Raw genomic sequence first — 22250 nt, 5'->3', positions numbered from 1 at the left:
ATCCACTCTTGTGAGTCACGCCACATGAATCTCGTGACGATTGGCCTGGTTGACCGAGCGCGCGGAGGGTGCGAATCTAATAGTGAACGATTGGTCGGTAATTCTCTGCCGTCCGGCCAGCGAATTCCTGCATCCCCTCGAACGGAGACGAAGTGAGCGAAGCATTCCTGATCGGAGGTGCCCGCACGCCGGTCGGCCGGTACGGAGGTGCCCTCTCCTCCGTCCGGCCGGACGACCTGGCCGCCCTGGCCATCCGCGCCACCGTCGAGCGAGCCGGGCTGGACCCGGCCTCGGTCGATGAGGTCATCTACGGCAACGCCAATGGCGCGGGCGAGGAGAATCGCAATGTCGCCCGGATGGCCTGGTTGCTGGGCGGCTACCCGGATCACGTCCCTGGCATCACCGTCAACCGCCTCTGTGCCTCCGGCATGAGTGCCATCCAGATGGCCACCCACATGATCCAGGCCGGTGCGGCCGAGATCGTGGTGGCCGGCGGCGTCGAGTCCATGTCCCGTGCCCCCTGGGTCATGGAGAAGCCGGCCACGCCGTTCGCCAAGCCGGGCGAGGTCGTGGACACCTCCATCGGCTGGCGCTTCACGAACCCGGCCTTCCTGTCCGACGAGTACTCCCGCGGCGGCAAGGCCACCTACTCCATGCCGGAGACGGCCGAGGAGGTCGCCCGGGTCTACAACACCTCGCGCGAGGACTGCGACGCCTTCGCCGTCCGGTCCCACGAACGCGCCCTCGCCGCCATCGAGGCCGGACGCTTCGCCGACGAGATCGTGCCCGTCACCGTGGTGGGACGCAAGGGTGCCGAGACGGTGGTGGACACCGATGAGGGGCCCCGGCCGGGCACCTCGGCCGACGTCCTCGCCGGGCTGCGTCCCGTGGTGAAGGGCGGCAGCGTGGTCACCGCCGGCAACGCCTCCACCCTGAATGACGGGGCATCCGCGATCATCGTCGCCTCCGAGGCCGCCGTGGCGAAGTACGGGCTCACGCCTCGTGCCCGGGTGCTGGCGGGCGCCTCGGCCGGGCTCGCTCCCGAGATCATGGGCATGGGCCCGGTCCCCTCCTCCCGCAAAGTGCTGGAACGCACGGGCACCACGGTCGGTGACCTCGCCGCCGTCGAACTCAACGAGGCCTTCGCCTCGCAGTCCCTGGCGAGCCTGCGCGAGCTGGGCCTGGACGCCGGAACGGTGAACAACGACGGCGGCGCGATCGCCCTCGGACACCCGCTCGGCTCATCCGGGTCCCGGATCGTGGTGACGCTGCTGGGCCGGCTCGAGCGCGAGGCGTCCCCGGGCGCGCGGGGCCTGGCCACGATGTGCGTCGGCGTCGGTCAGGGTGCGGCGTTGCTGGTGGAGGCGGTCTGATGGCCTCGCTGGATGCTCTGGACACGGCTAGCTTCACGACGTTGGTGGTGGAGGAGTGCGAGGACCGACTGGTGGTTCGGTTGCGCCGGCCCGAGGTGCGCAATGCGATCGACCAGGTGATGGTCGATGAGCTGCACTCGGTCTGTGCCCACCTGGAGCGGACGCCGAAGGTGCTGGTCCTCACCGGCACGCCCTCGGACGCCGATGCCGGCGTCAAGGGGGTCTTCGCCTCGGGGGCGGACATCGCCCAGTTGCGCCAGCGCCGCCGGGACGATGCGTTGGCCGGGATCAACTCCACGATCTTCGATCGGCTCTCTCGGTTGCCGATGCCGGTGATCGCCGCCCTGGACGGATACGCCCTGGGTGGCGGCGCGGAGTTGGCGTATGCTGCGGACTTCCGCATCGGCACTGCGGCGCTGCGGATGGGCAACCCGGAGACGAACCTGGGCATCATGGCAGCCGCAGGGGCGACCTGGCGGCTGAAGGAACTCGTCGGCGAGCCGCTGGCCAAGCAGATCCTGCTGGCCGGCCGAGTCCTCACCGGAGCCGAGTGCCTGGCAGCCGGATTGATCAGCGAACTGGTCGAGCCCGAACAGCTCCTCGACGCTGCGCACTCGTTGGCGGACCGGATCGGTGCACAGGACCCGCTGGCGGTGCGGATCACCAAGTCCGTGTTCCATGCCCCGCGGGAGGCCCATCCGGTGATCGACACCCTGGCCCAGGGCATGCTCTTCGAGTCCGAGGCGAAGTTCGACCGCATGCAGGCCTTCCTCGACCGCAAAGCCAGCACGACCAGCGAGACCAGCACGACCAGCAAAACCAGCACGGACAACACCAGCCGGGAGCAGTCATGAGTAGTGCAGAGTCCGCAATGGTTCCGGCCAGGGTCGGGGTGCTCGGTGGCGGGCGGATGGGTGCCGGTATCGCCCATGCGTTCCTGATCAAGGGTGCCGAGGTGGTCGTGGTCGAGCGTGATGAGGCGGCTGCGGCTGCGGCCCGTGAACGGGTGAGCGCGTCGGCGGCGGCCTCGATCGAGCGCGGCGTGCTGGAGGGACCGCTGGAGCAGGTTCTGGACCGCCTGACCGTATCCCTGGAGCGACGTGACTTCGCCGACCGGGAACTGGTGATCGAGGCGGTTCCGGAGGACTGGGAGCTGAAGGTCTCCTCCCTCAAGGACGTCGAGCGGCATCTGGGGGACGGGGTGGTGCTGGCCTCGAACACCTCGAGCCTGTCCGTCACCGGACTCTCGGCCGAACTGGTGCACCCGGAGAACTTCCTGGGGTTGCATTTCTTCAACCCGGTCCCGGCCTCGGCCCTGATCGAGGTCGTGGTCGGAGCCCAGACCGCCCCAGAATGGGTGGCAGCGGCCCGGGCGTGGACCGCGGGACTGGGCAAGACCGCCGTCGTGGTCAATGACGCTCCGGGCTTCGCCTCCTCCCGCCTCGGGGTCGCGATCGCGCTGGAGGCCATGCGCATGGTCGAGGAAGGGGTGGCCACGGCCGAGGACATCGACAATGCCATGGTCCTGGGCTACAAGCACCCCACCGGGCCGCTCAAGACCACGGACATCGTCGGCCTGGACGTGCGGCTGGGAATCGCCGAGTACCTGGCCTCCACCCTCGGTGAGCGCTTCGACCCGCCCCAGATCCTGCGGGACAAGATCGCCGCCGGCGAGCTCGGCCGCAAGACCGGTCAGGGCTTCTTCACCTGGAACTAACTCGAGTGGGACAAGAATCGCGGTGCCGGGTGGTGCCGCGCCGTCCGCGTGGAAAGGCCTTGCCGTCATCCTGCAGGGCGGCGTCGTGCTGCACAGTGGTTCGGACGTCGGGTCCCTCAGGGTGAGAGCAGGCGGAGGGCGGCCAGCACATACGCCCTGGCCGCCAGGGCAAGCTCGCCGACGCCCACGGACTCATCGACCTGGTGGGCCTGGTCGTTGAGGCCCCCGGGGCCCATGACGACAGTGGGTACTCCGAGGCCCTGGGCGATGAATCCGCCGTCACATGCCGCGGACCATCCTCCGATGCCTTCCGGTCCGCCGGCGTCCTGGACGGCGCTGTGGACCGCTGACACGAGGGGGTGCTCCACGGGGGTGCGGAATCCCGGCATGGACATCGTGACCGTGCCCTCAAGGGTGATCCCGTCGCCGGTGATGCCGGCCAGATCCGCCGCGGAGAGCAGTTCGGCGAGGATCACGTCGGGGTTCTCGCCGGGCATCAGCCGGCGGTCGACCCACAGCTTGCATTCCGGTGCGACCATGGAGGTGGCCCGGCCGCCGTCGATCCGTCCGACATTCCAGGTGGCAGAGCCCAGGAGGGGATCCTGGTGGAGGGACTGGCGGTCGTGGTCGTCCTGGACGAGGGCGATGAGGCGGCTGGCGGCCACGATGGCGCTGCGCCCGTCAGCCGGACGGCCCGAGTGGGCGGGCACCCCGGTGATCTCCAGTTCAAGGAAGGCGTCGCCCCGGCAGGCCACGACCGTCTTCAGGTCGGTGGGCTCGGCGACGATGCAGCCGGCGAACTCCCGGCGGAGGCCCCGCTTGGTCAGGTGCCGGATGCCCAGTCCCAGGCCCTCCTCGTCGACCGTGCAGGCCAGCCGAACCGGCCCGCTGAGCGGCACCTGGGCACGCTTCAGGGCGTCCATTGCAGTCAGGACGGCAGCGAGGCCGCCCTTCATGTCGGAGGTGCCGCGGCCGTAGATGCGGCCGTTCTCGACGACGGATTCGAACGGTGAACGCGTCCAGCCCGGGCCGGCCGGCACGACATCGGAGTGGCCCAGGAACAGCAGCCCGGGGCCGTTCCCGACGACGCCGCCGGAGGGCAGTTCGATCTCCATGTTCGGCCGGTGCGGCACGACCATGTCGACGCAGGCGTGCATGCCGCGGGCGTGCCCGGCAGCTTGCAGGGCACGGGCGGTCTTGCTCTCGTTGCCGCCGGGGTTCTCCCCGCCGGCATCCACCAGGGTGCGGGTCAGGTCGATCAGGGCCTGCTCGTCCACGAGATTAAGGACGTCCTGCTCGAAGGGGGTCGGTGTATAGGTCAGCTGTTCGATGGTCACGGGGTTACTTCCTCACCAACTGCCGGGGGAATGAGGTGAAGGTCTCCACCCCCGTGCCCGTGACGCGGATTGATTCGGACACCTCGTAGCCATATCCGGTCATCCACATCCCGCAGATCAAGTGCAGAGTCATGTTCTCGGACAGCATGCTCTCTTCATCGGGCCGGATGCTGACAGTACGCTCGCCCCAGTCCGGTGGGTAGCCGATGCCTATGGAGTACCCCAGTCGGCTGGGCTTCTCCAGCCCGTACCGGGCCAGGGTCAGGTTCCACACGCGGGACATCTCCCGCACGGGGACACCGGCGGCGGTCACATCGAGAACCGCCTGCAGCCCGACGGCGACGGCCTCCTCCAGCAGGAGCAGGTCGCTCGGAGGGGCGCCGAGCATCACCGTCCGGGCCAGGGGGACGTGGTAACGCCGGTGCACACCGGCCAGTTCCACCACCATGGCGTCCCCCTCTCGCAGCACGCGGTCCGACCAGGTCAGGTGCGGAGTGTCCGCCGACCGGCCGGTCGGCAGCATAGGGACGATCGCGGGGAAATCCCCCCAGATTTCTCCATCGCCCTCGGCCTGCGCCGCCGCAATCCTGGACGCGACTCGGTTCTGGGCGGTCCCGGGCTCGACCGCCTCGATGGCCGCATGCATGGAAGCGGTCGTGACGCGCGCGGCGGTGCGCATGTACTGGATCTCGGCGTCAGACTTCACCACCCTGACCCAGTTGACTAGTTCGAAGCTGTCCACGAGGGTCCACTCGGGAATCGCATTGACCAGGGCCCGGTAGGCCTTGGGGGCGAAGAAGTGGGAATCCATTTCCAGGCCGACACAGCCCTTGGCCGCCGGCGCGACCAGCCCTCGCCGGCGCAGGGCGGTGGCCACCCAGTCGAAGGGGTGGATATGGGGCTGGTGCACGTACTGCTCCGGGTAGCCGAGGATCTGCTCCTCCGGCAGCCAGGATGTGCGGAAGGCACCTTGAGCGTCCATGTCCCGCAGGAACATCAGCATCTCGCCCCGGGCCGGGACGTACAGCATCTGCGGGGTATAAAACGACCAGGCGTCGTAGCCGGTGAGGTAGAAGATGTTCGCGGGATCCGTCACGATCAGCGCGCTGAGGCCCTGGCGGTCCATCTTCTCCCGCACCGACGCCAAGCGATGGTCATACTCGGCAGCCGAGAACATCGGCATGCGGATGTCAGGGTCCGTGAGCGGCGCGGCCAAGAGCATCACGGAAGCCGGTGGGGCGGTGGCGACGGCAGTCGCAGATGCAGCCGGGGCCGAGATGGTCGGAACAGAAGCAGCCGGGGCAGCGATGGTCTGCGCGGAGACGGTGGCACCGGAGATCGGGGGGAGAACGCGGTGCGAACTTGTATTGAGCACGCCTCATTTTTGGGATCCGGCGGGCCGTTTGTCAACGGAAAACGACGTCTGTGGGGTACGGACCGACACTCGTTTACCACCCGTCCGCGAGGGGGCGGGAACGGTGGGCTTCTCAGATGGCCACCTAGGTCGGTCCTGACGGCCAGACGGGCGCTCGGACTACCCAGATGCGGTCACCCCTCGCTCGGTCGCCACCTGGGTCTCCGGCCACCAACCACGCCTCAGCCGAGGATCAGTGCCACCACGAGGCTGACGGGCAGGGACAATACGGCCGAGGTGAACACGATGTCCCGTACCTGACTGCGGCGCCAGGACGGCGCCGATAGAAGTGGCTACTGGTTCTGCCCGTGCCCCACGGATCCTGTTAGGCTTTCCAACAATACTGACCGACCGTTCAGAAAGGCCTCTGTCGGATGACCACGCACACCACCACCGCCACCGTCCCCAGCTACGTCCTTGACCAGTGGTGGACTCCCGCCGAGGGCTCTCGCACCGCGGAGGTCCGCGACGCGAACACGGGTGAGGCCATGCTCCGGTTCGGGGCCGAAGGCTTGGACCTCGGCGAGGTGCTGGCACACGCTCGCACCGTCGGCCAGCGTGAGCTCGGAGCACTGACCCTGCATGAGCGGGCGCTGAAGCTCAAGGAACTCGCGCTGTTCCTCAACAGTCGGCGGGAGGAGCTGTCCGCCCTCTCCCACCGCACGGGGGCCACCGCGGTGGACAACATGGTGGACATCGACGGCGGTATCGGCGTGCTGTTCACCTACTCGTCCAAGGGGCGGCGTGAGCTGCCCAATAGCAACGTCATCCAGGACGGGGGAGTGGAGCCGCTGTCCAAGGACGGCTCGTTCATCGGCACCCACATCTACACGCGCATCCCGGGTGCCGCCGTGCAGGTCAACGCCTTCAACTTCCCGGTCTGGGGCATGCTGGAGAAGTTCGCGCCGGCCTTCATCGCCGGCGTGCCGACCATCGTCAAGCCGGCCACGCCCACCGGCTACATCACCGAGGCCGCGGTGCGGATCATGGTCGAATCCGGGATCCTGCCGCCCGGCTCGCTGCAGCTGATCTCCGGATCCGCCCGCGGGCTGCTGGACGTCATGGACTACCGGGACCTGATGGCCTTCACCGGCTCGGCCTCCACGGCACAGTCGCTCAAGGCCCACCCGAACGTGGTAACCGGGGGCGTCCGCTTCACCGCCGAGACCGACTCGCTCAACGCTGCCATCCTCGGCCCTGACGCCGTTGAGGGCACCCCGGAGTTCGATGCCTTCGTCAAGGCCGTCGTCACTGAGATGACGGTCAAGGCCGGTCAGAAGTGCACGGCCATCCGGCGCACCATCGTCCCCGAGGCTCAGCGGGAGGCCGTGGCCCGGGCCGTCTCCGCACGGTTGGACTCCCGCGTGGTCCTCGGTGATCCTCGGGCCGAGGGCGTCACCATGGGCGCCCTGGCCTCTTTGGATCAGTTGCGGGATGTGCGTGGTGCCGTCGAGGAGTTGCTCGCCGCCGGCGGTGAACTCGCCTATGGCACCCTGGACGCCCCCACGGTGCGTACCGCCTCAGGTGAGGAGGCCGTCGTCGAGCACGGAGCCTTCATGTCTCCCGTACTGCTCTCCTGGGCGGACGGGGACGCCGAGGCCGTGCACTCCCGTGAGGCCTTCGGGCCCGTGACCTCCCTGTTGGGCTACACCGACGTGGCCGATGCCGTCCGCCTGGCCGCCCGCGGTTCTGGCTCGCTCGTGGCCACGGTGTGCACCAATGATCCGGAGGTCGCCCGCGAGCTGACCACCGGGATCGCCGGCCACCACGGACGCGTGCACCTGCTCAACCGGGAGACCGCCCGGTCCAGCACCGGCCACGGCTCGCCGATGCCCCAGCTGGTCCACGGTGGCCCGGGGCGGGCCGGGGGCGGTGAGGAGCTCGGCGGCATCCGCGCCGTGATGCACCACATGCAGCGCACCGCGCTCCAGGGCTCACCCAACCTGGTCACGGCCGTCACCGGCGTGTGGCAGACCGGAGCTGACCGCCGCATCGCTGGCTCGACGGCGTACGGGGCCGAGGCCGGCCAGGTGCACCCGTTCCGCAAGTCGCTCACTGAACTGCGGATCGGTGACGCCCTGGCCTCGGATCTGCGCCAGGTCACCCAGGAGGACATCACGGCGTTCGCCCACACCACGGGGGACACCTTCTATGCCCATACGAACCCGGAGGCGGCCGCGGCCAACCCCTTCTTCCCGGGCACCGTGGCGCACGGCTACCTGCTGGTGTCCTGGGGTGCCGGGCTCTTCGTGGAGCCGGCACCCGGGCCGGTGCTGGCCAACTACGGCCTGGAGAACCTGCGGTTCGTCACCCCGGTGGCCGCCGGCGACTCGATCCGCATCACTCTGACCGCCCAGAAGATCACGCCACGGGTGACGGACGAGTACGGCGAGGTCGCCTGGGACGCCGTGATCCACAACCAGGACGACGAGATCGTGGCGACCTATACCGTCCTCACGCTGGTCGAGAAGGAGGACACCCTCTACCGGGACTGGACCGACTGAGGCCCCTTCCGGGTCAGGCGCGGGCGCGCAGCCCGTCCACGATCATGGCGATCGCGTTCTCCTCGACCTGTTCAGGGGGGACCGGGCCTTCCGGGCGGTACCACTCCACCAGGGAGTTGATCATGCCGAACATCAACCGGGTGGTGGTACGCGGCTCCACGTCGCTGCGCACCTTGCCCTCTGCTTGGGCCGCCGCCACGAGGTCCACGATCGCGTGGTCCACCGTGCGGCGGCGCTGCAGGGCATCACGCTCGATCTCGGTGTTGCCACGCAGCCGCAGCAGCAGGGTGACGTAGGGCTGGCGCTCGATGAGCACGCGGATGGTCGAGCGCAAGATGAACTCGAGGCGTTCGATGGTGCCGCCCTTCTGCGCGCGCTCGTCCTCGCCGATGGCCTCCAGGGGGACCAGGGCCTCGTCCAGGGCCAACCGCAACAGATCCCCCTTGGAGGGCACATGGTGGTAGATCGCCGACTTGCTGACCCCAAGCTCCACGGCCAGCATCCCCATGGAGGTGGCGTCATAGCCATGGCGGTTGAAGACCTGGACGGCGATCTCCAGCACCGAGTCCTGGTCATAGCCGGGCCGGCCCCGCCGGGGGGACTTCGGCACGGCGGAAGCGGTCGTCATGTCAGGTCTCCTGATCAGCGCGGATGGATGGTCCTACGGTCCTGCTGACTCAAGGCGTGCGCAGGTCGTGGATCCGCTTAAGCTTACCGACGGACCGGGGCAGGGACTCCGGGTCCACCACGTCGATGCGGCAGCTCGAGCCCACATGGATCTTGATGAGCTTCTTCAACTCGCTGGCGGCGGCCAGAGCCCGGTCCGTGGTGCAGTCGTCGCGGCGCTCGATCTTCACTGCCAGTTCGTCCATGCGGCCCGGCCGGGTGATCTCCAGCTGGAAATGTGGGGACAGGCCGGGCACGGTGAGGGCAAGCTCCTCAATCTGGCTGGGGAAGAGGTTCACCCCGCGCAGGATGATCATGTCGTCGGAGCGTCCGGTGATCCGTCCCATCCGACGGTGACCGGGGCGAGCGGTGCCGGGCAGCAGCCGCGTCAGGTCGTGGGTGCGGTAGCGGATGATGGGCAGTGCCTGTTTGGTCAGGGCTGTGAACACGATCTCGCCGTGCTCGCCGTCCCTGAGGACCGTGGTGTCGTCGAAGGCATCCACGATCTCCGGGCGGAAATGGTCCTCCCAGATGTGGCAGCCGTCCTTCGTCTGACCCGACTCCCCGGCCACTCCGGGGCCCATGACCTCGGAGAGGCCGTAGATGTCGCAGGCGTCGATGTCGAACATCTCCTCCAACTCGTGCCGCATCTCTTCGGTCCACGGTTCCGCACCGAGCACGCCGACTTTCAGCGATGTCTTCCGTGGGTCGAGACCAGCGCGCTGCATGGCATCGCCGATCGTCAGCAGGTAGGTGGGGGTGCACAGGATGGCGTCCGGCTGGAAGTCCTGGATCAGGGTGATCTGCTTCTCCGTCTGCCCGCCGGACATCGGGATAACGGTGGTGCCCAGGCGCTCAGCGGCCCCGTGCGCGCCCAGGCCGCCGGTGAACAGCCCGTAGCCGTAGGCGTTGTGGACCTTCATCCCCGGGGTGACTCCGGCGACCCGGAGGCAGCGGGCCCCCAGCTTGGCCCAGTCGTCCAGGTCCTGCTGCGTGTAGCCGACCACGGTGGCGCGGCCGGTGGTGCCGGAGGACGCATGGATGCGGGCCACCTGCTCCTGCGGCACGGCGAACATGCCGAAGGGGTAGGACCGCCGCAGGTCCTCCTTGTCCGTGAAGGGGAACTTCGCCAGATCGGAGAGTTCCTTCAGGTCACTGGGGTGGACCCCGGCCGCGTCGTACTTCTCCCGGTAGAGGGGGACGCGCTCATAGGCGTAGGACACCGTGTCCTGGAGGCGCTCCAGCTGCAGCGCCTCGATCTGGTCGCGGCTCATCGTCTCTTCGGGATCCAGTCCGAGGGTCGCGTCGGTCGTGGAGAGGGTCTCGGTCATCGTCGGAAGCCTTAATGTGTGCTGAAGGTGTACGGGGAGGCTGGAGGGAGGGGCCCGGGCGTGCCCCCGGTCAGCGCTTGGGGATGGTGCGGGACCGTCCGCGGAACTCCGCGATGACCTCGGTGCCGCCTTCCGGCAGGGACTGGCGGACCTGGATGTCGTAGAGACCGCTGCGGCCGTTCTGTTGGCGCCGGTCCGCCACCGCCGTCAGGAGCCGCCCCGGGATGCCGGGCTTGAGGAAGTTTATGTCCACGCCGGAGGCCACGGTGACCGTGTCGTCCGACCCCTCGGCCGGGTTGCAGGCCAGCGCGAAGGCTGAGTCGGCCAGGGCGAACAGCATGCCCCCGTGGGCGATGCCGAAGCCGTTCAGCATCTCCTGGCGCAGCGTCATGCTGATGACGGCGTGTCCATCAGCGATCGCCTCCACCTCGATACCCATCCACTCGCTGGCCGGGTCGTTCCTGAGGATGGCGTGCCAGTCGCCGAGTCGTGACGGTGCTGTCGAGGCCTTCTCCGTGGTGGTCATGGCGCTCCAATCATTTTCTACTGAACGATCATTAGGTAATCTCAATCTGTGACCTGGGTCAAGTTCCGGGTCGCGGGCATCAAGGGCCGCGTGTTGACGAACGACGACTCGGTGCCTATATACTGAACGAACGGTCGGTAAATACGGCGGCTCCGGCCGTGCCCCTGCGGCACCGTGAGACGACATCCGCCGAACCGCACACGGCGAATCCGAGAACGAGGTGGTCACCATGGCCGACAAGACGAACTCCGGCGGGCACCTGGCTGCCGTCCGGACACCAGAAGACATCGAGGGCGAGCGCCGGTTCAACGCGATCATCGCCGCCGACTCCCGCATTGAGCCCCGGGACTGGATGCCGGAGGCCTACCGCAAGTCGCTGACCCGGCAGATGTCTCAGCATGCCCATTCCGAGATCATCGGAATGCAACCGGAGGCCAACTGGATCACCCGTGCTCCCAGCCTCAAGCGCAAGGCCATCCTCATGGCCAAGGTGCAGGACGAGGCTGGCCATGGGCTCTACCTGTACTCCGCCACCGAGACCCTTGGAACCGACCGGGACACCCTGAACGATCAGCTGCTGACCGGACGTGCCAAATACTCCTCGATCTTCAACTATCCCGCTCGCACGTGGGCGGACATGGGCGCCATCGGCTGGCTCGTCGACGGCGCTGCCATCGCCAACCAGGTGCCGCTGTGCCGTGCCTCGTACGGCCCCTACGGCCGGGCCATGGTGCGCGTCTGCAAGGAGGAGTCGTTCCATCAGCGCCAGGGATTCGAGATTTTGCTGGAACTGTCCCGAGGGACCGATTCTCAGCGCAAGATGGCCCAGGACGCCATCAACCGGTTCTACGAACCGGCACTGATGATGTTCGGCCCCTCGGACCAGGACTCGCCGAACTCCCAGCAGTCCATGGCGTGGAACATCAAGCGATTCTCCAACGACGACCTGCGTCAGCGGTTCGTCGGCATGATCGTCGAGCAGGTCAAGGTCCTCGGCCTGAGCCTGCCGGATCCGGACCTGCGCTACGACGAGGAATCGGGCCAGTGGCTGCACAAGGAGCTGGACTGGGACGAGTTCAAGCGTGTGGTCTCCGGCGGTGGGCCCTGCAACGCCCAGCGGCTGGCCCGCCGGCGGGAGGCACACGAGGACGGGGCCTGGGTCCGGGAGGCGGCAGCGGCCTTCGCCCGCAAGCAGCAGGATGAACAGAACCGGCAGGACCAGACGGCAGAGGTGGCATGACCATGAGCAGCACTGTGATCGGCCAGGACAATCAGGACAACCAGAACACCCAGCCCGGCCCCGGGGGGCAGAAGCCCTCGACGTCGGCCGGCTGGCCGCTCTGGGAGGTCTTCGTGCGCTCGTCTCGGGGCCTGTCCCATGTGCATGCCGGTTCGCTCCATGCCCCGGATGCGGAGATGGCGGTCCGCAACGCGCGCGATCTCTACACCCGGCGCAACGAGGGCGTCTCCCTCTGGGTGGTCCGCTCCACGGACATCACCACCTCGGATCCGGATGCCAAGGACATGATGTTCGAATCGCCGCAAGGCAAGGACTACCGGCACGCCACCTACTACAAGGAGAGCGAAGGGGTGAAGCACCTGTGAGCGGCACGTCCACCCATCAGGCGACCAGCCAGACAGCCGACCAGCTGCCGGACCACAGCCTCGACAGCTTCGGCGACGCAGCGGCATCGGCCACGAGGGTCACGCCCGGTAATGCACTGCGTCCGGAGGACATCGCCCTGCAGCAGGCGGCACCCTCCGATGACGCCGTCGCCCGGTATGCGCTCCACCTGGGCGACGATGCGCTGATCCTCGCCCAGCGGCTCTCACACTGGATCTCGCGTGGGCCCGAACTGGAGGAGGATGTGGCCCTGGGCAACATCGCCCTCGATCAGCTGGGCCATGCTCGCTCCTTCCTCAGCTATGCCGGAAAGGCCTGGGGCCAGACGGAGGACGACCTGGCCTACTTTCGCGAGGAGGAGGAATTCACCTCCCTGCACCTGGTCGAGCAGCCCAACGGCGATTTCGCCGAGACGATGGTGCGCGGTCTGTTCATGGCGCTCTACCAGCACCAGCTTTACGCCCGGCTGGTGCACTCGCCGGACGAGACCATCTCCGCCATCTCCGCCAAAGCGCTCAAGGAGGTCGACTACCACCTGGAGCACGCCGAGCTGTGGACTCTGCGCCTGGGGCGGGGCACCGAGGAGTCGGCCCGTCGGATGCGTGCTGCCCTGGGGAAGCTCTGGCCCTACACCGACGAACTGTTCCAAGACGAACCGTTGCACGACGAGCTCGAAGGCATCGCCGTGCGCCCCTCCGCCTTGCGTGCGGAGTGGAAGGACCGGCTGCGGGATATCCTCGACCGGTCCGAATTGGCCGTCCCGGAGGTGCCCGCCGCCCTGTGCCTGGGCCGCCGTGGTGAACACTCCGAGCACCTGGGATACATCCTCGCCGAGATGCAGGTGCTCGCCCGCAAACATCCCGGCGCCACCTGGTAGACGTCAGGAGGACCACCATGACACCCACCACCACAGAAGCCACCAAAACGGCCACTGAGCGCGCCGCGGAGGGTGACCGGCTCCACCGCATCGCGGCCCGGGTCACGGACCCGGAGATCCCCGTGCTGACCATCGCCGACCTGGGCATCCTGCGGGACGTCCAGCAGGACGGTGACGGCGCCGTCGTCGTGACCATCACCCCGACCTATTCGGGGTGCCCGGCCATGGATGCCATTCGGCAGGACCTTGAGCACGAGTTCGCCGTGGCCGGCTACGGGACGGTCCGCGTGGACCTGGTGCTGTCCCCGGCCTGGTCCACCGACTGGATGACGGACGCGGGCAAGGCCAAGCTGGAGGAGTACGGCATCGCCCCGCCCACCGGGACCGGCCACCGGGGCACTGTGACCCTCGGCCTGGCGGTGAAGTGCCCGCACTGCCATTCGCTGAACACCCGCGAACTCGCCCGCTTCGGTTCCACCTCCTGCAAGGCCCTGTACTCCTGCCGGGACTGTCTGGAACCCTTCGACTACTTCAAGGTGCTCTCATGACCGCTACCGCCACTGCAACCGTCCCCGCACGCCGCCGCGCCACCTTCCACCCGCTCGAGGTGGCCGGCGTCCGCCGCCTCACCGCCGACGCCGTCGAGGTCACGTTCGCGGTGCCCGAGGAACTGGTGGACGACTACGACTACGCGGCCGGCCAGTACGTGGCCCTGCGCAAGGAGTTGCCGGGCGAGGACGGCACACCGCACGAGGTGCGCCGCAGTTACTCGATCTGCGCCGAGCCGAGGCCCGGAGAGATCCGGGTGGCCATCAAGCGGGACCTCGGCGGGCTCTTCTCCAGCTGGGCCAATGAGCACCTGGTGGTGGGGGACACCATTGACGTGATGAGCCCCGCCGGCGCGTTCATCTCCCAGCACCGGATGACCGAGCTGAACGATCCGGAGACGATCGACACGGACACCGAGCACTCCTTCGTCGCGGTGGCCGCCGGATCCGGCATCACCCCGGTCATTGCCATCGCCCGGACCGTGCTGGCCTCCAACGACCAGGTCCGGTTCGACCTGGTGTACTCCAACCGGGCCGCCATGGACGTGATGTTCCTTGAGGAGCTGGCCGACCTCAAAGACCGCTACCCCTCCCGTTTCGCCCTGCACCACATCCTGACCCGGGAACAGCGGATCTCACCGCTGCTGTCCGGCCGGATCGACCACGAGAAGCTCTCCACGCTGTTGTCCACCGTGATGCGTCCGGAGACGGTGGATGAATGGTTCCTCTGCGGCCCGTTCGAACTGGTGCAGCTGGTCCGGGACGAGCTGACCGCCCTGGACGTGGACGCGGGTAAGGTCCGCTACGAGCTGTTCACCACGGGGGACCCGAAGCAGGGCCGCCCGGAGGGCAACATCGGCCGTCCCGTGGAGGTGGACGAGGCCGGGGAGAACATCCAGATCTCGTTCACCCTGGACGGCCTGCAGGGCGAGGTGAAGACCCCCAAGGGCCAGCGCGAGTCGGTGCTCAATGCCGCTCTGCGGGTCCGGCAGGACGTCCCCTTCGCCTGCGCTGGCGGCGTGTGCGGCACGTGCCGGGCCAAGGTGGTCGAGGGCACCGTGGAGATGGATGAGAACTACGCGCTCGAACCGGACGAGGTGGAGAAGGGCTATGTGCTGACCTGCCAGTCCCACCCCACCTCGGACACGCTCGTCGTCAACTACGACGCCTAGGAGGAACCGCATGATCGAACTGAACCTGGCCGATGGGATCGCCGAGGTCGTCCTCAACGCCCCGGAGAAGATGAATGCCCTCAACGCCGAGGCGCTCGCGGACCTCGAGAAGGCCTACGACGACGCCGCTGCCGCCGCCTCGCGCGGTGAGGTGCGCGCCCTGCTGCTGCGCGGCGAGGGCCGCGGTTTCTGCGCGGGACGGGACATCTCCGGGGTCACCCCGGCCGACGACGACGTCCTGGGCTACCTCGGAGGAAGGGTGACCCCGCTGTTGCAGAAGATGAGCGCCTTCCCGGCACCGACCTTCGCTGCGGTGCAGGGCGCCTGCCTCGGCGTCGGGCTCGGGCTGGCGATCGCCACCGACGTGGTCTACGTGGCCGAGAACGCCAAGATCGGCTCGCCGTTCGCCAACCTGGGGGCCACGCTGGACTCCGGCGGCCACTGGCTGTTCACCGAGCGGCTAGGCGCCCATCGGACGCTGGACCTCATCTACACCGCGGAGCTGATTAGCGGTACCGAGGCCGTAGCCTCCGGACTGTTCTCCCGGGCCCTGCCCGCCGAGAGTCTGCTGGAGGACACGCGCGGCATCGTCGCGAAGGTTGCTTCCGGGGCGACCGCGGCGTTCCTGGCCTCCAAGGAGTTGGTGGCCCAGGTACGCGATCAGCGTCTCGGCCTGTGGGAATCGGTGGCCCAGGAGAACCAGGCCCAGGCCGACCTGTGCGGCATGGCCGACTACGCCGAGGGATTCGCCGCGTTCCAGGAGAAGCGCCGGCCCGTTTTCCAGGGAGTCGCCAGCACACCCGCGCCCCGCTGACCCCCCCCTAGGCCACCACCGCTTTGAGTCGTGCTGTGACCCAGGGGACAGGGTTCTGAGGCGGCGCTCTACCGGGTGTCCGCGTCCTCGAAGATCACGAAGGTCTGCGTGTCCAGGACCGCAGGCAGCGGCTGGATGTGATCGAAGACCACTCGGCGCAAGTCCAGGTTGTCGCGCGCCCGGACCAGCAGCAGGACGTCGAAGTTCCCGCCCACGAGGCTGACGTGGTAGACCTCGGGGATCTTCGCGAGGGTCTCCCTGACCTCCCGCCAGCCGTGCTGGCGCAGCTTCAGCGTGACGTAGGCCGAAGATCGCAGGCCTGCACGGACCGGATCCACCACCGCGCTGTAACGCGTGATGACGCCGTCCTGCTGCAGTCGGTTAATCCTGGCGTAGGCATGTGCGCGAGAGATGTGGACCCTTTGGGCCAGGGCGGTCACCGACTGCCGGCCGTCCCTCGTGAGCTCGGCCAGGATCTGCTCATCCACTGGGTCGATCGATGCGGGCGTGGGGCCCATGGAATCCCTCCCTCATAGAAACGGCGTGCTGTTGCAGAACATCCACCAGAATAGGCAATTCTCTCCATTCGTCTACAGTCCCCGCCTATGGCGGCGACGAACTCTCGGCTGGATCCACACTGGTGAGTACAAAGTGACTACCGCAGTGACGTGGAACACGGCCCGGTACTCAACGGCCCAGGAGGAACGATGAGCGAGGACACCCGCACCGGCATCACCGATGCAGCCCGCAGTTTCGGCATCACGCCGGAGGACTACATGCTGCCCGCCCGTGACCTGATCCAGATGGTGGACCCGGAGGGCAGGCTCCGGGGCACCGGACCGAGCCCGGAACCGGGACACGACTACCCTGTCCCGGCTGACGAGGACCTGCTGGAGGCGTACCGCCGCCTCGTGGTGGGCCGTCGCATCAATGACCAGAACTCCGCGTTGGTGCGTCAGGGCCGGATGGCGGTCTACCCCTCCAGCCACGGCCAGGAGGCCTGCCAGGTCGCCGTCGCGGCGTGCCTGGAGGAGGGCGACTGGCTGTTCCCCACCTACCGGGACACCGTGGCCGTGATCTCCCGCGGGGTCCCGCCCGTAGAGGCCATGACGGTCTTCCGCGGCGACTGGCACGGGGGCTACGATCCGGGAGAGCACAAGGTCGGCATCCAGTCCACCCCGTTGACCACCCAGTTGCTGCATGCTGTCGGGGCCGCGCATGCCGCGAGACTGCGCGGCGAGGACACCGTCGTGGTGGCCCTGTGCGGGGACGGGGCCACCAGTGAGGGCGACTTCCATGAGGCGCTGAACTTCGCGGCCGTCTTCCACCTGCCGGTGATCTTCTTCGTCCAGAACAACCAGTACGCCATCTCCGTGCCACTGGCCCGCCAGACGGTGGCGCCGTCGCTGGCTCACAAAGCTGTTGGATACGGGATGGCGGGGGAGCGCGTGGACGGCAATGACCTCGTCGCGCTCCTCGCCGTCCTGGAGCGCGGAGTACGGCTCGTGCGCGGCGGTGCGGGCCCGCTGCTGGTCGAGGCGCAGACCTACCGGATCCAGGCCCACACCAACGCCGACGACGCCACGCGGTACCGCGAGGACGCCGAGGTGCAGGAATGGCTGGCCAAGGACCCGGTGAAGCGGATGCGTGCCTACCTGACCGATCGCGGCCTGCTGGCCGACGAGCTCCAAGCGCGCTTCGAGCAGGAGGCCGAGGAGGTCGCCGCGGAGCTGCGGGACGGTCTCAACCAGGACGTGACCCCGGACCCCCAGGATCTCTTCGCGCACGTCTTCACCGTCCCCACCCCGCAACTGACCGAGCAGTCCGCCCAGCTGTCCGAGGAACTCGCCCGCGAGGAGGCATCATGACCACCCGCCAGACCACCGGCTCTGACTCCGGTTCAATCGATACCGTGGAAACCGCCGTGGACGCGGCCCGTGAGTCCACCACCCGGGCCGGCGGAGCGGGCGTCCCCGGCCCGCGCCCCGAGTCCCCCGTGACCCCGGTCCCTCCGGGGCCGGTGACGATGGCCAAGGCCCTCAATGCGGCCCTGGCCGATGCGCTCGCTGCCGATGCCGGCGTCGTGGTGTTCGGCGAGGACGTGGGCACCCTCGGCGGTGTCTTCCGCATCACGGACGGGCTGGCTGCCCGCTTCGGGACGGAGCGGTGCTTCGACACCCCGCTGGCGGAGTCCGGGATCGCGGGCATGTCGGTGGGCATGGCGATCAACGGCATGCGGCCGGTGATCGAGATGCAGTTCGACGCCTTCGCCTATCCGGCCTTCGAGCAGATCGCCTCGCACGTGGCGAAGATGCGCAACCGCACCCGGGGAGCCGTGGCCATGCCCATCGTCATCCGCATCCCGTATGCCGGGGGCATCGGCGGCGTGGAGCACCACTGCGATTCCTCGGAAGGCTATTACGCGCACACCCCGGGCCTCAAGGTCGTCACCCCGTCCACCGTGACGGACGCGTACCTGCTGTTGCGGGCGGCCATCGACTCGGACGATCCGGTGGTCTTCATGGAGCCCAAGAAGCTGTACTTCGCCAAGGACCGGGTCGACCTGGACGCCTTGAAGAAGCAGTATGAGGCCGGCGACGGACCGCGGGCCGCGCTGGAATCCGGCGGGGCCGCCGTCGCGCGGACCGGGACCGATGCGACCCTGATCGCCTATGGGCCGTCCCTGCCCACCGCGATGGCCGCGGCAGCCGCCGCCCAGGAGGAGGGGCGCTCACTCGAGGTGGTGGACGTACGCACGATCGTCCCCTTCGACGACGCCACCGTGGCCGCCTCTGTGGCCAAGACCGGCCGGGCCGTGGTCATCACCGAGGAGACCGGCTTCGCCTCTGTGGCCGCGGAGATCGCCGCCCGCGTGCAGCAGCGCTGCTTCCATTCCCTGGCCGCGCCTGTACTACGGGTCACCGGCTTCGACATCCCCTATCCGGCGCCGAAGCTGGAGCACCATTTCCTGCCCTCGGTGGACCGCATCCTGGACGCCGTGGACGAGCTGCAGTGGGAGGACTGACATGACCATCCGCACCTTCTTGCTCCCTGACCTGGGAGAGGGCCTCACCGAGGCTGACATCATCCGGTGGCTGGTGGCCGCCGGAGACACCGTGGCCGTGGACCAGCCGATCGTCGAGGTTGAGACCGCCAAGTCGCTCGTCGAGGTGCCCAGTCCTTTCGGCGGCACCGTGGCGACGCTGCACGCCGAGGCCGGGACGACATTGGAGGTGGGCAAGCCCCTGGTGTCCGTCGAGGACGGTGTGGTGTCTGGCGAGGGCGCCCAGTCCTACCGTGAGGAGGAGCGCGCTGGGGTGAAGCCGGAGGAGGAGGACGACGCCGGCTCTGGCAACGTCCTGATCGGCTACGGCACCCCCGGTGGTGCCGCGACCGGCCGTACCCGGCGGCGCAAGGCAGCCGCGAATGCTCCGGTGGTCGGGTCGTCGACCGCCGCGTCACCGGCCGCAGAGTCGCCGACCGAGGCGCCTGAGCCGTATCGCCCAGCCCCGCGGGTGGTCAACCCCCTCGTGCGGCGGCTGGCCCGTGAACACGGGGTGGACCTCGCCGCTGTGCGGGGGACCGGGCCGGGTGGCCTGATCATGCGAGCCGATGTGCTGGCCGGCGCCGGAGCGGAATCGGTCTCCTCTGCCCCTTCGGTGTCAGCAGAGACGCACGGTGCCGAGCCGGCTGCGGCCGGTGGGGGATCGTGGGCTCCGGAGCCCACGGAGGAGCTGGACCCGCGCACGGGGCTGGGGGTGGCCGGCGTCGAGCAGGTCTCCGGGGTGCGCAAGGTGACCGCCGCGGCCATGAGCCGCTCACGCCGCGAGATCCCCGAGGCCACGATCTGGGTGGACGTGGACGTCACCCCGCTGCTGGAGCTGCGGACCTCACTGAAGGCGCGCGGAGACCAGGAGGTGCCGGGGCTGCTGGCCTTTGCCTCGCGCTTCGCACTGGCGGGCCTGGGGCGGTATCCCGAGCTGGCGCGGCGCTTCGAGGAGGACGGCGGGGGCGGGCACCGGATCGTGTCCTTTGACGGCATCAACCTCGGCTTCGCGGTGCAGACCGAGCGCGGCCTCGTGGTTCCGGCGATCCGCGGGGCTCACGCCATGACCGCCCGGGAGCTAAATGCCGAGTTGCGCCGGTTGACCGAGCTGGCTCGCTCCGGCAAGGGGACCCCGCGGGACCTGTCCGGTGGAACCTTCACGATCAACAATTACGGGGTGTTCGGCACCGACGGCTCCGCGGCGATCATCAACCATCCGGAGGTCGCGATCCTCGGGATGGGACGGATCATCGACCGGGCCTGGGTGGTGGACGGCGAGCTGGCCGTGCGCAAGGTCATGCAGCTCTCCCTGGTCTTCGACCACCGGATCTGTGACGGCGGGACAGCCGGGGGATTCCTGCGGTTCGTCGCGGACTGCTTTGAGAATCCCGTGGGGGTGCTGGCGGACCTGTAGTCGAGAAGCACACGAATCGCACCGGTTGTTCACCGTGCGTTGGGTTACGAGTCTGCCAGTCTCGTAATTGGTGGTCACCTTGGCCCACTTCCATGAGGGATATCCGAACCCCCTCCGGAAGGACCCTCATGCGACTCCGCGTGGGCGTCGTGGTCGGGGTGGAATCCAGCAATGACATGAACTGCCGGTCGTAGAGCTGAGGGGCGCCCGGGACTGGACTGACACCGGGTGCGGCGGCAGCGGTCGCGGCAGTTGCTGTGCCGGCCTGGACGGTTGCTCCCAGAACGAGGGGCGGGAGTTCCGATTGGGAGAAAAGTGCAGAATTGACAGTATCTCAATGCGATTTCTCGCACTTGCTGACAAGACCTGCAGTGTTTGACTATCCTGGAGTGATGGTCCTCACTTCAGCATCCAGTGATGCCGCAACGGCACCCACTCTCGACCCGGTCGTGCTCGGCCGGCGCCTGCGGCATCTGCGCAAGGAGGCCGGGCTGACCCTGGACCAGGCCGCCGAGGCCGTCGGGGCCACCGGATCCCACCTGTCCCTGGTGGAGAACGGCAAGCGGGAGCCCCGGCTGTCCCTGCTCTCCAGGCTGGCCGGCCTCCACGGTGCCACGGTGGAGGAACTGCTGGCGTCCGAGGCCCCGAGCCGCCGGGCCGCCCTGGAGATCCTGGTGGAGAAGGCCCAGCGCACCGACCACTACGCGAGCCTGGGGCTGCCGCAGATCAAGATCTCGCCGCGCACCCCCACCGAGGTGCTCGAGGTCATCGCCGGGCTGGAGGCGGAGCTGAACCGCCGCATGGAGGAGCAGGCCGCCACTCCGGAGGAGGCCCGTCGGGCGAACTCCGAACTGCGCCAGGAGATGAAGGAGCACCACAACTACTACCCGGAACTGGAGCGGAAGGCGCAGGACCTGCTGGACGCCGTCGGGCACTCCGGTGGGCCGCTCAGCCATCACGCGGCCGCTGACCTGGCCGACCATCTGGGATTCTCGGTGCACTCCGTCTCCAACTTGCCTCACTCCACGCGTTCGGTGACGGACCTGAAGAACCGGCGGTTCTACCTCTCCCGGGCACGCAACCCGGATCATGATCCCCGGTCAGTGCTGCTCCAGGCCATCGGCGCCTACGTGCTCGGGCACGGGGAGCCCGCCGACTACTCGGACTTCCTGCGCCAGCGCGTCTACACCAACTATTTTGCGGCCGCCCTGATGATGCCGCAGAAGGAGACGGTGAAGTTCCTGAAGAACGCCAAGGCCCAGCGGGACCTGGCCATCGAGGACGTGCGGGACGCCTTCGGGGTCTCCTACGAGTCCGCCGCGCACCGGTTCACCAACTTGGCGACGGAGCATCTCGGGATCACGTGCCACTTCCAGAAGGTCCACGAGTCCGGCATCATCCACAAGGCCTACGAGAACGACGGCGTTTCCTTCCCCGCCGACCACACCGGTGCCATCGAGGGGCAGCAGGTGTGCCGGAACTGGACCTCCCGCGAGGTGTTCGGCGTGGCCGACCGGTTCCGTGCCTTCAACCAGTACACGGATACCCCGGCCGGTACGTACTGGTGCACCGCCGTGGTGGAGGCGCACTCCTCCGGTTTCTATTCGCTGTCCATCGGCGTGCCCTTCGACCATGCCCGCTGGTTCCGCGGCGCGGACACCACCTCGCGATCCGTGTCCCGGTGCCCGGATCCGACGTGCTGCCGGCAACCGTCCCCGGATCTTGAGGCTGACTGGGGAGGCCATGCCTGGCCGGCCGCCCGGGCCAACGCCCATCTGCTCGCCGCCATGCCCTCCGGGGCCTTCCCCGGGGTGGACGAGGTGGAGGTCTTCGAATTCCTGCGCTCGCAGGAAAGGTAAGCGGGGCCGGTGCTGTCAAGGGGGAGAA

Annotated in this window: 19 protein-coding genes and 1 pseudogene; 14 read left to right on the top strand and 6 right to left on the bottom strand. The window is 68.3% G+C overall.

What is annotated here, in order from left to right:
• The first annotated feature begins 152 nt into the window (after window positions 1-152).
• Genes ABD134_RS06985 through ABD134_RS06975 form a run of 3 tightly spaced genes read left to right on the top strand, consistent with a single transcriptional unit; the run spans window position 153 to window position 3090 of the window.
• On the top strand, window positions 153-1373 hold the full coding sequence (locus tag ABD134_RS06985) for an acetyl-CoA C-acyltransferase (protein ID WP_344228082.1): 1221 nt from the start codon (window positions 153-155) through the stop codon (window positions 1371-1373).
• Complete coding sequence (locus tag ABD134_RS06980; protein WP_344228080.1) at window positions 1373-2227, top strand: enoyl-CoA hydratase/isomerase family protein; 855 nt, start codon at window positions 1373-1375, stop codon at window positions 2225-2227. The genes ABD134_RS06985 and ABD134_RS06980 overlap by 1 nt, the downstream gene beginning before the upstream one ends.
• The gene (locus ABD134_RS06975) at window positions 2224-3090 is read left to right on the top strand and encodes a 3-hydroxyacyl-CoA dehydrogenase family protein (RefSeq protein WP_344228078.1); all 867 of its coding nucleotides are present in this window, start codon (window positions 2224-2226) and stop codon (window positions 3088-3090) included. The genes ABD134_RS06980 and ABD134_RS06975 overlap by 4 nt, the downstream gene beginning before the upstream one ends.
• A 116-nt stretch (window positions 3091-3206) precedes the next feature.
• Here ABD134_RS06975 and ABD134_RS06970 read toward each other — a convergent pair whose 3' ends face one another.
• Window positions 3207-4427 (bottom strand): M20 family metallopeptidase, encoded by a 1221-nt coding sequence (locus ABD134_RS06970; protein WP_344228076.1) that lies wholly within the window; start codon window positions 4425-4427, stop codon window positions 3207-3209.
• 4 nt (window positions 4428-4431) lie between these two features.
• Complete coding sequence (locus ABD134_RS06965) at window positions 4432-5649, bottom strand: M24 family metallopeptidase (protein ID WP_378108321.1); 1218 nt, start codon at window positions 5647-5649, stop codon at window positions 4432-4434.
• Window positions 5650-6215: 566 nt separating this feature from the next.
• On the opposite strand from ABD134_RS06965, the gene paaZ reads away from it, so the two are divergent.
• Window positions 6216-8345 carry a phenylacetic acid degradation bifunctional protein PaaZ gene (paaZ, locus tag ABD134_RS06960; RefSeq protein WP_344228075.1) on the top strand — a complete coding sequence of 710 codons (2130 nt, stop codon included), beginning with the start codon at window positions 6216-6218 and terminating at the stop codon, window positions 8343-8345.
• 13 nt (window positions 8346-8358) lie between these two features.
• Here paaZ and ABD134_RS06955 read toward each other — a convergent pair whose 3' ends face one another.
• The 3 genes and pseudogenes from ABD134_RS06955 to paaI form a co-directional block, all read right to left on the bottom strand.
• A complete protein-coding gene (locus tag ABD134_RS06955) occupies window positions 8359-8973 on the bottom strand; it encodes a TetR/AcrR family transcriptional regulator (protein ID WP_344228073.1) in 615 nt (204 codons plus the stop codon).
• 49 nt (window positions 8974-9022) lie between these two features.
• Window positions 9023-10366, bottom strand: a pseudogene (locus ABD134_RS06950) (AMP-binding protein); the annotation flags it as partial.
• Window positions 10367-10412: 46 nt separating this feature from the next.
• Complete coding sequence (gene paaI, locus ABD134_RS06945; protein WP_344228069.1) at window positions 10413-10868, bottom strand: hydroxyphenylacetyl-CoA thioesterase PaaI; 456 nt, start codon at window positions 10866-10868, stop codon at window positions 10413-10415.
• A gap of 229 nt (window positions 10869-11097) precedes the next feature.
• Between paaI and paaA the strand changes: the two genes are divergently transcribed.
• Genes paaA through ABD134_RS06915 form a run of 6 tightly spaced genes read left to right on the top strand, consistent with a single transcriptional unit; the run spans window position 11098 to window position 15903 of the window.
• A complete protein-coding gene (paaA, locus tag ABD134_RS06940) occupies window positions 11098-12108 on the top strand; it encodes a 1,2-phenylacetyl-CoA epoxidase subunit PaaA (protein WP_344228067.1) in 1011 nt (336 codons plus the stop codon).
• Between the two features lie 2 nt (window positions 12109-12110).
• Complete coding sequence (paaB, locus tag ABD134_RS06935) at window positions 12111-12473, top strand: 1,2-phenylacetyl-CoA epoxidase subunit PaaB (protein ID WP_344228065.1); 363 nt, start codon at window positions 12111-12113, stop codon at window positions 12471-12473.
• 44 nt (window positions 12474-12517) lie between these two features.
• The gene (gene paaC, locus ABD134_RS06930; RefSeq protein ID WP_344230770.1) at window positions 12518-13369 is read left to right on the top strand and encodes a 1,2-phenylacetyl-CoA epoxidase subunit PaaC; all 852 of its coding nucleotides are present in this window, start codon (window positions 12518-12520) and stop codon (window positions 13367-13369) included.
• Window positions 13370-13386: 17 nt separating this feature from the next.
• Window positions 13387-13917 (top strand): 1,2-phenylacetyl-CoA epoxidase subunit PaaD, encoded by a 531-nt coding sequence (paaD, locus tag ABD134_RS06925; RefSeq protein ID WP_344228063.1) that lies wholly within the window; start codon window positions 13387-13389, stop codon window positions 13915-13917.
• Window positions 13914-15089: a 1,2-phenylacetyl-CoA epoxidase subunit PaaE gene (paaE, locus tag ABD134_RS06920; RefSeq protein ID WP_344228062.1), complete on the top strand. Its 1176-nt coding sequence runs from the start codon at window positions 13914-13916 to the stop codon at window positions 15087-15089. Before paaD ends, paaE begins: the two co-directional genes overlap by 4 nt.
• 10 nt (window positions 15090-15099) lie before the next feature.
• Complete coding sequence (locus ABD134_RS06915; RefSeq protein WP_344228060.1) at window positions 15100-15903, top strand: enoyl-CoA hydratase/isomerase family protein; 804 nt, start codon at window positions 15100-15102, stop codon at window positions 15901-15903.
• A 68-nt stretch (window positions 15904-15971) separates the two neighbouring features.
• On the opposite strand, the gene ABD134_RS06910 is transcribed toward ABD134_RS06915, so the two are convergent.
• Entirely contained in the window at window positions 15972-16421 is a 450-nt protein-coding gene (locus ABD134_RS06910; RefSeq protein WP_344228058.1) for an Lrp/AsnC family transcriptional regulator, read from the bottom strand.
• Window positions 16422-16610: 189 nt separating this feature from the next.
• On the opposite strand from ABD134_RS06910, the gene ABD134_RS06905 reads away from it, so the two are divergent.
• From ABD134_RS06905 to ABD134_RS06890, 4 genes are all read left to right on the top strand, one after another.
• Entirely contained in the window at window positions 16611-17771 is a 1161-nt protein-coding gene (locus ABD134_RS06905; RefSeq protein ID WP_344228056.1) for a thiamine pyrophosphate-dependent dehydrogenase E1 component subunit alpha, read from the top strand.
• Window positions 17768-18928 carry an alpha-ketoacid dehydrogenase subunit beta gene (locus ABD134_RS06900; RefSeq protein ID WP_378108269.1) on the top strand — a complete coding sequence of 387 codons (1161 nt, stop codon included), beginning with the start codon at window positions 17768-17770 and terminating at the stop codon, window positions 18926-18928. Before ABD134_RS06905 ends, ABD134_RS06900 begins: the two co-directional genes overlap by 4 nt.
• A gap of 1 nt (window position 18929) precedes the next feature.
• On the top strand, window positions 18930-20363 hold the full coding sequence (locus ABD134_RS06895) for a dihydrolipoamide acetyltransferase family protein (protein ID WP_344228054.1): 1434 nt from the start codon (window positions 18930-18932) through the stop codon (window positions 20361-20363).
• A 392-nt stretch (window positions 20364-20755) separates the two neighbouring features.
• Window positions 20756-22222, top strand: coding sequence for a helix-turn-helix domain-containing protein (locus tag ABD134_RS06890; RefSeq protein ID WP_344228052.1), 1467 nt, complete (start codon window positions 20756-20758; stop codon window positions 22220-22222).
• The last annotated feature ends 28 nt before the right edge of the window (window positions 22223-22250 follow it).

Origin of the sequence: Citricoccus alkalitolerans (genome assembly GCF_039528175.1) — a bacterium.
Lineage (GTDB): Bacteria > Actinomycetota > Actinomycetes > Actinomycetales > Micrococcaceae > Citricoccus > Citricoccus alkalitolerans.
Note: the sequence above shows the minus strand (reverse complement) of the source record. Positions and strands in the feature narration are given on the sequence as shown.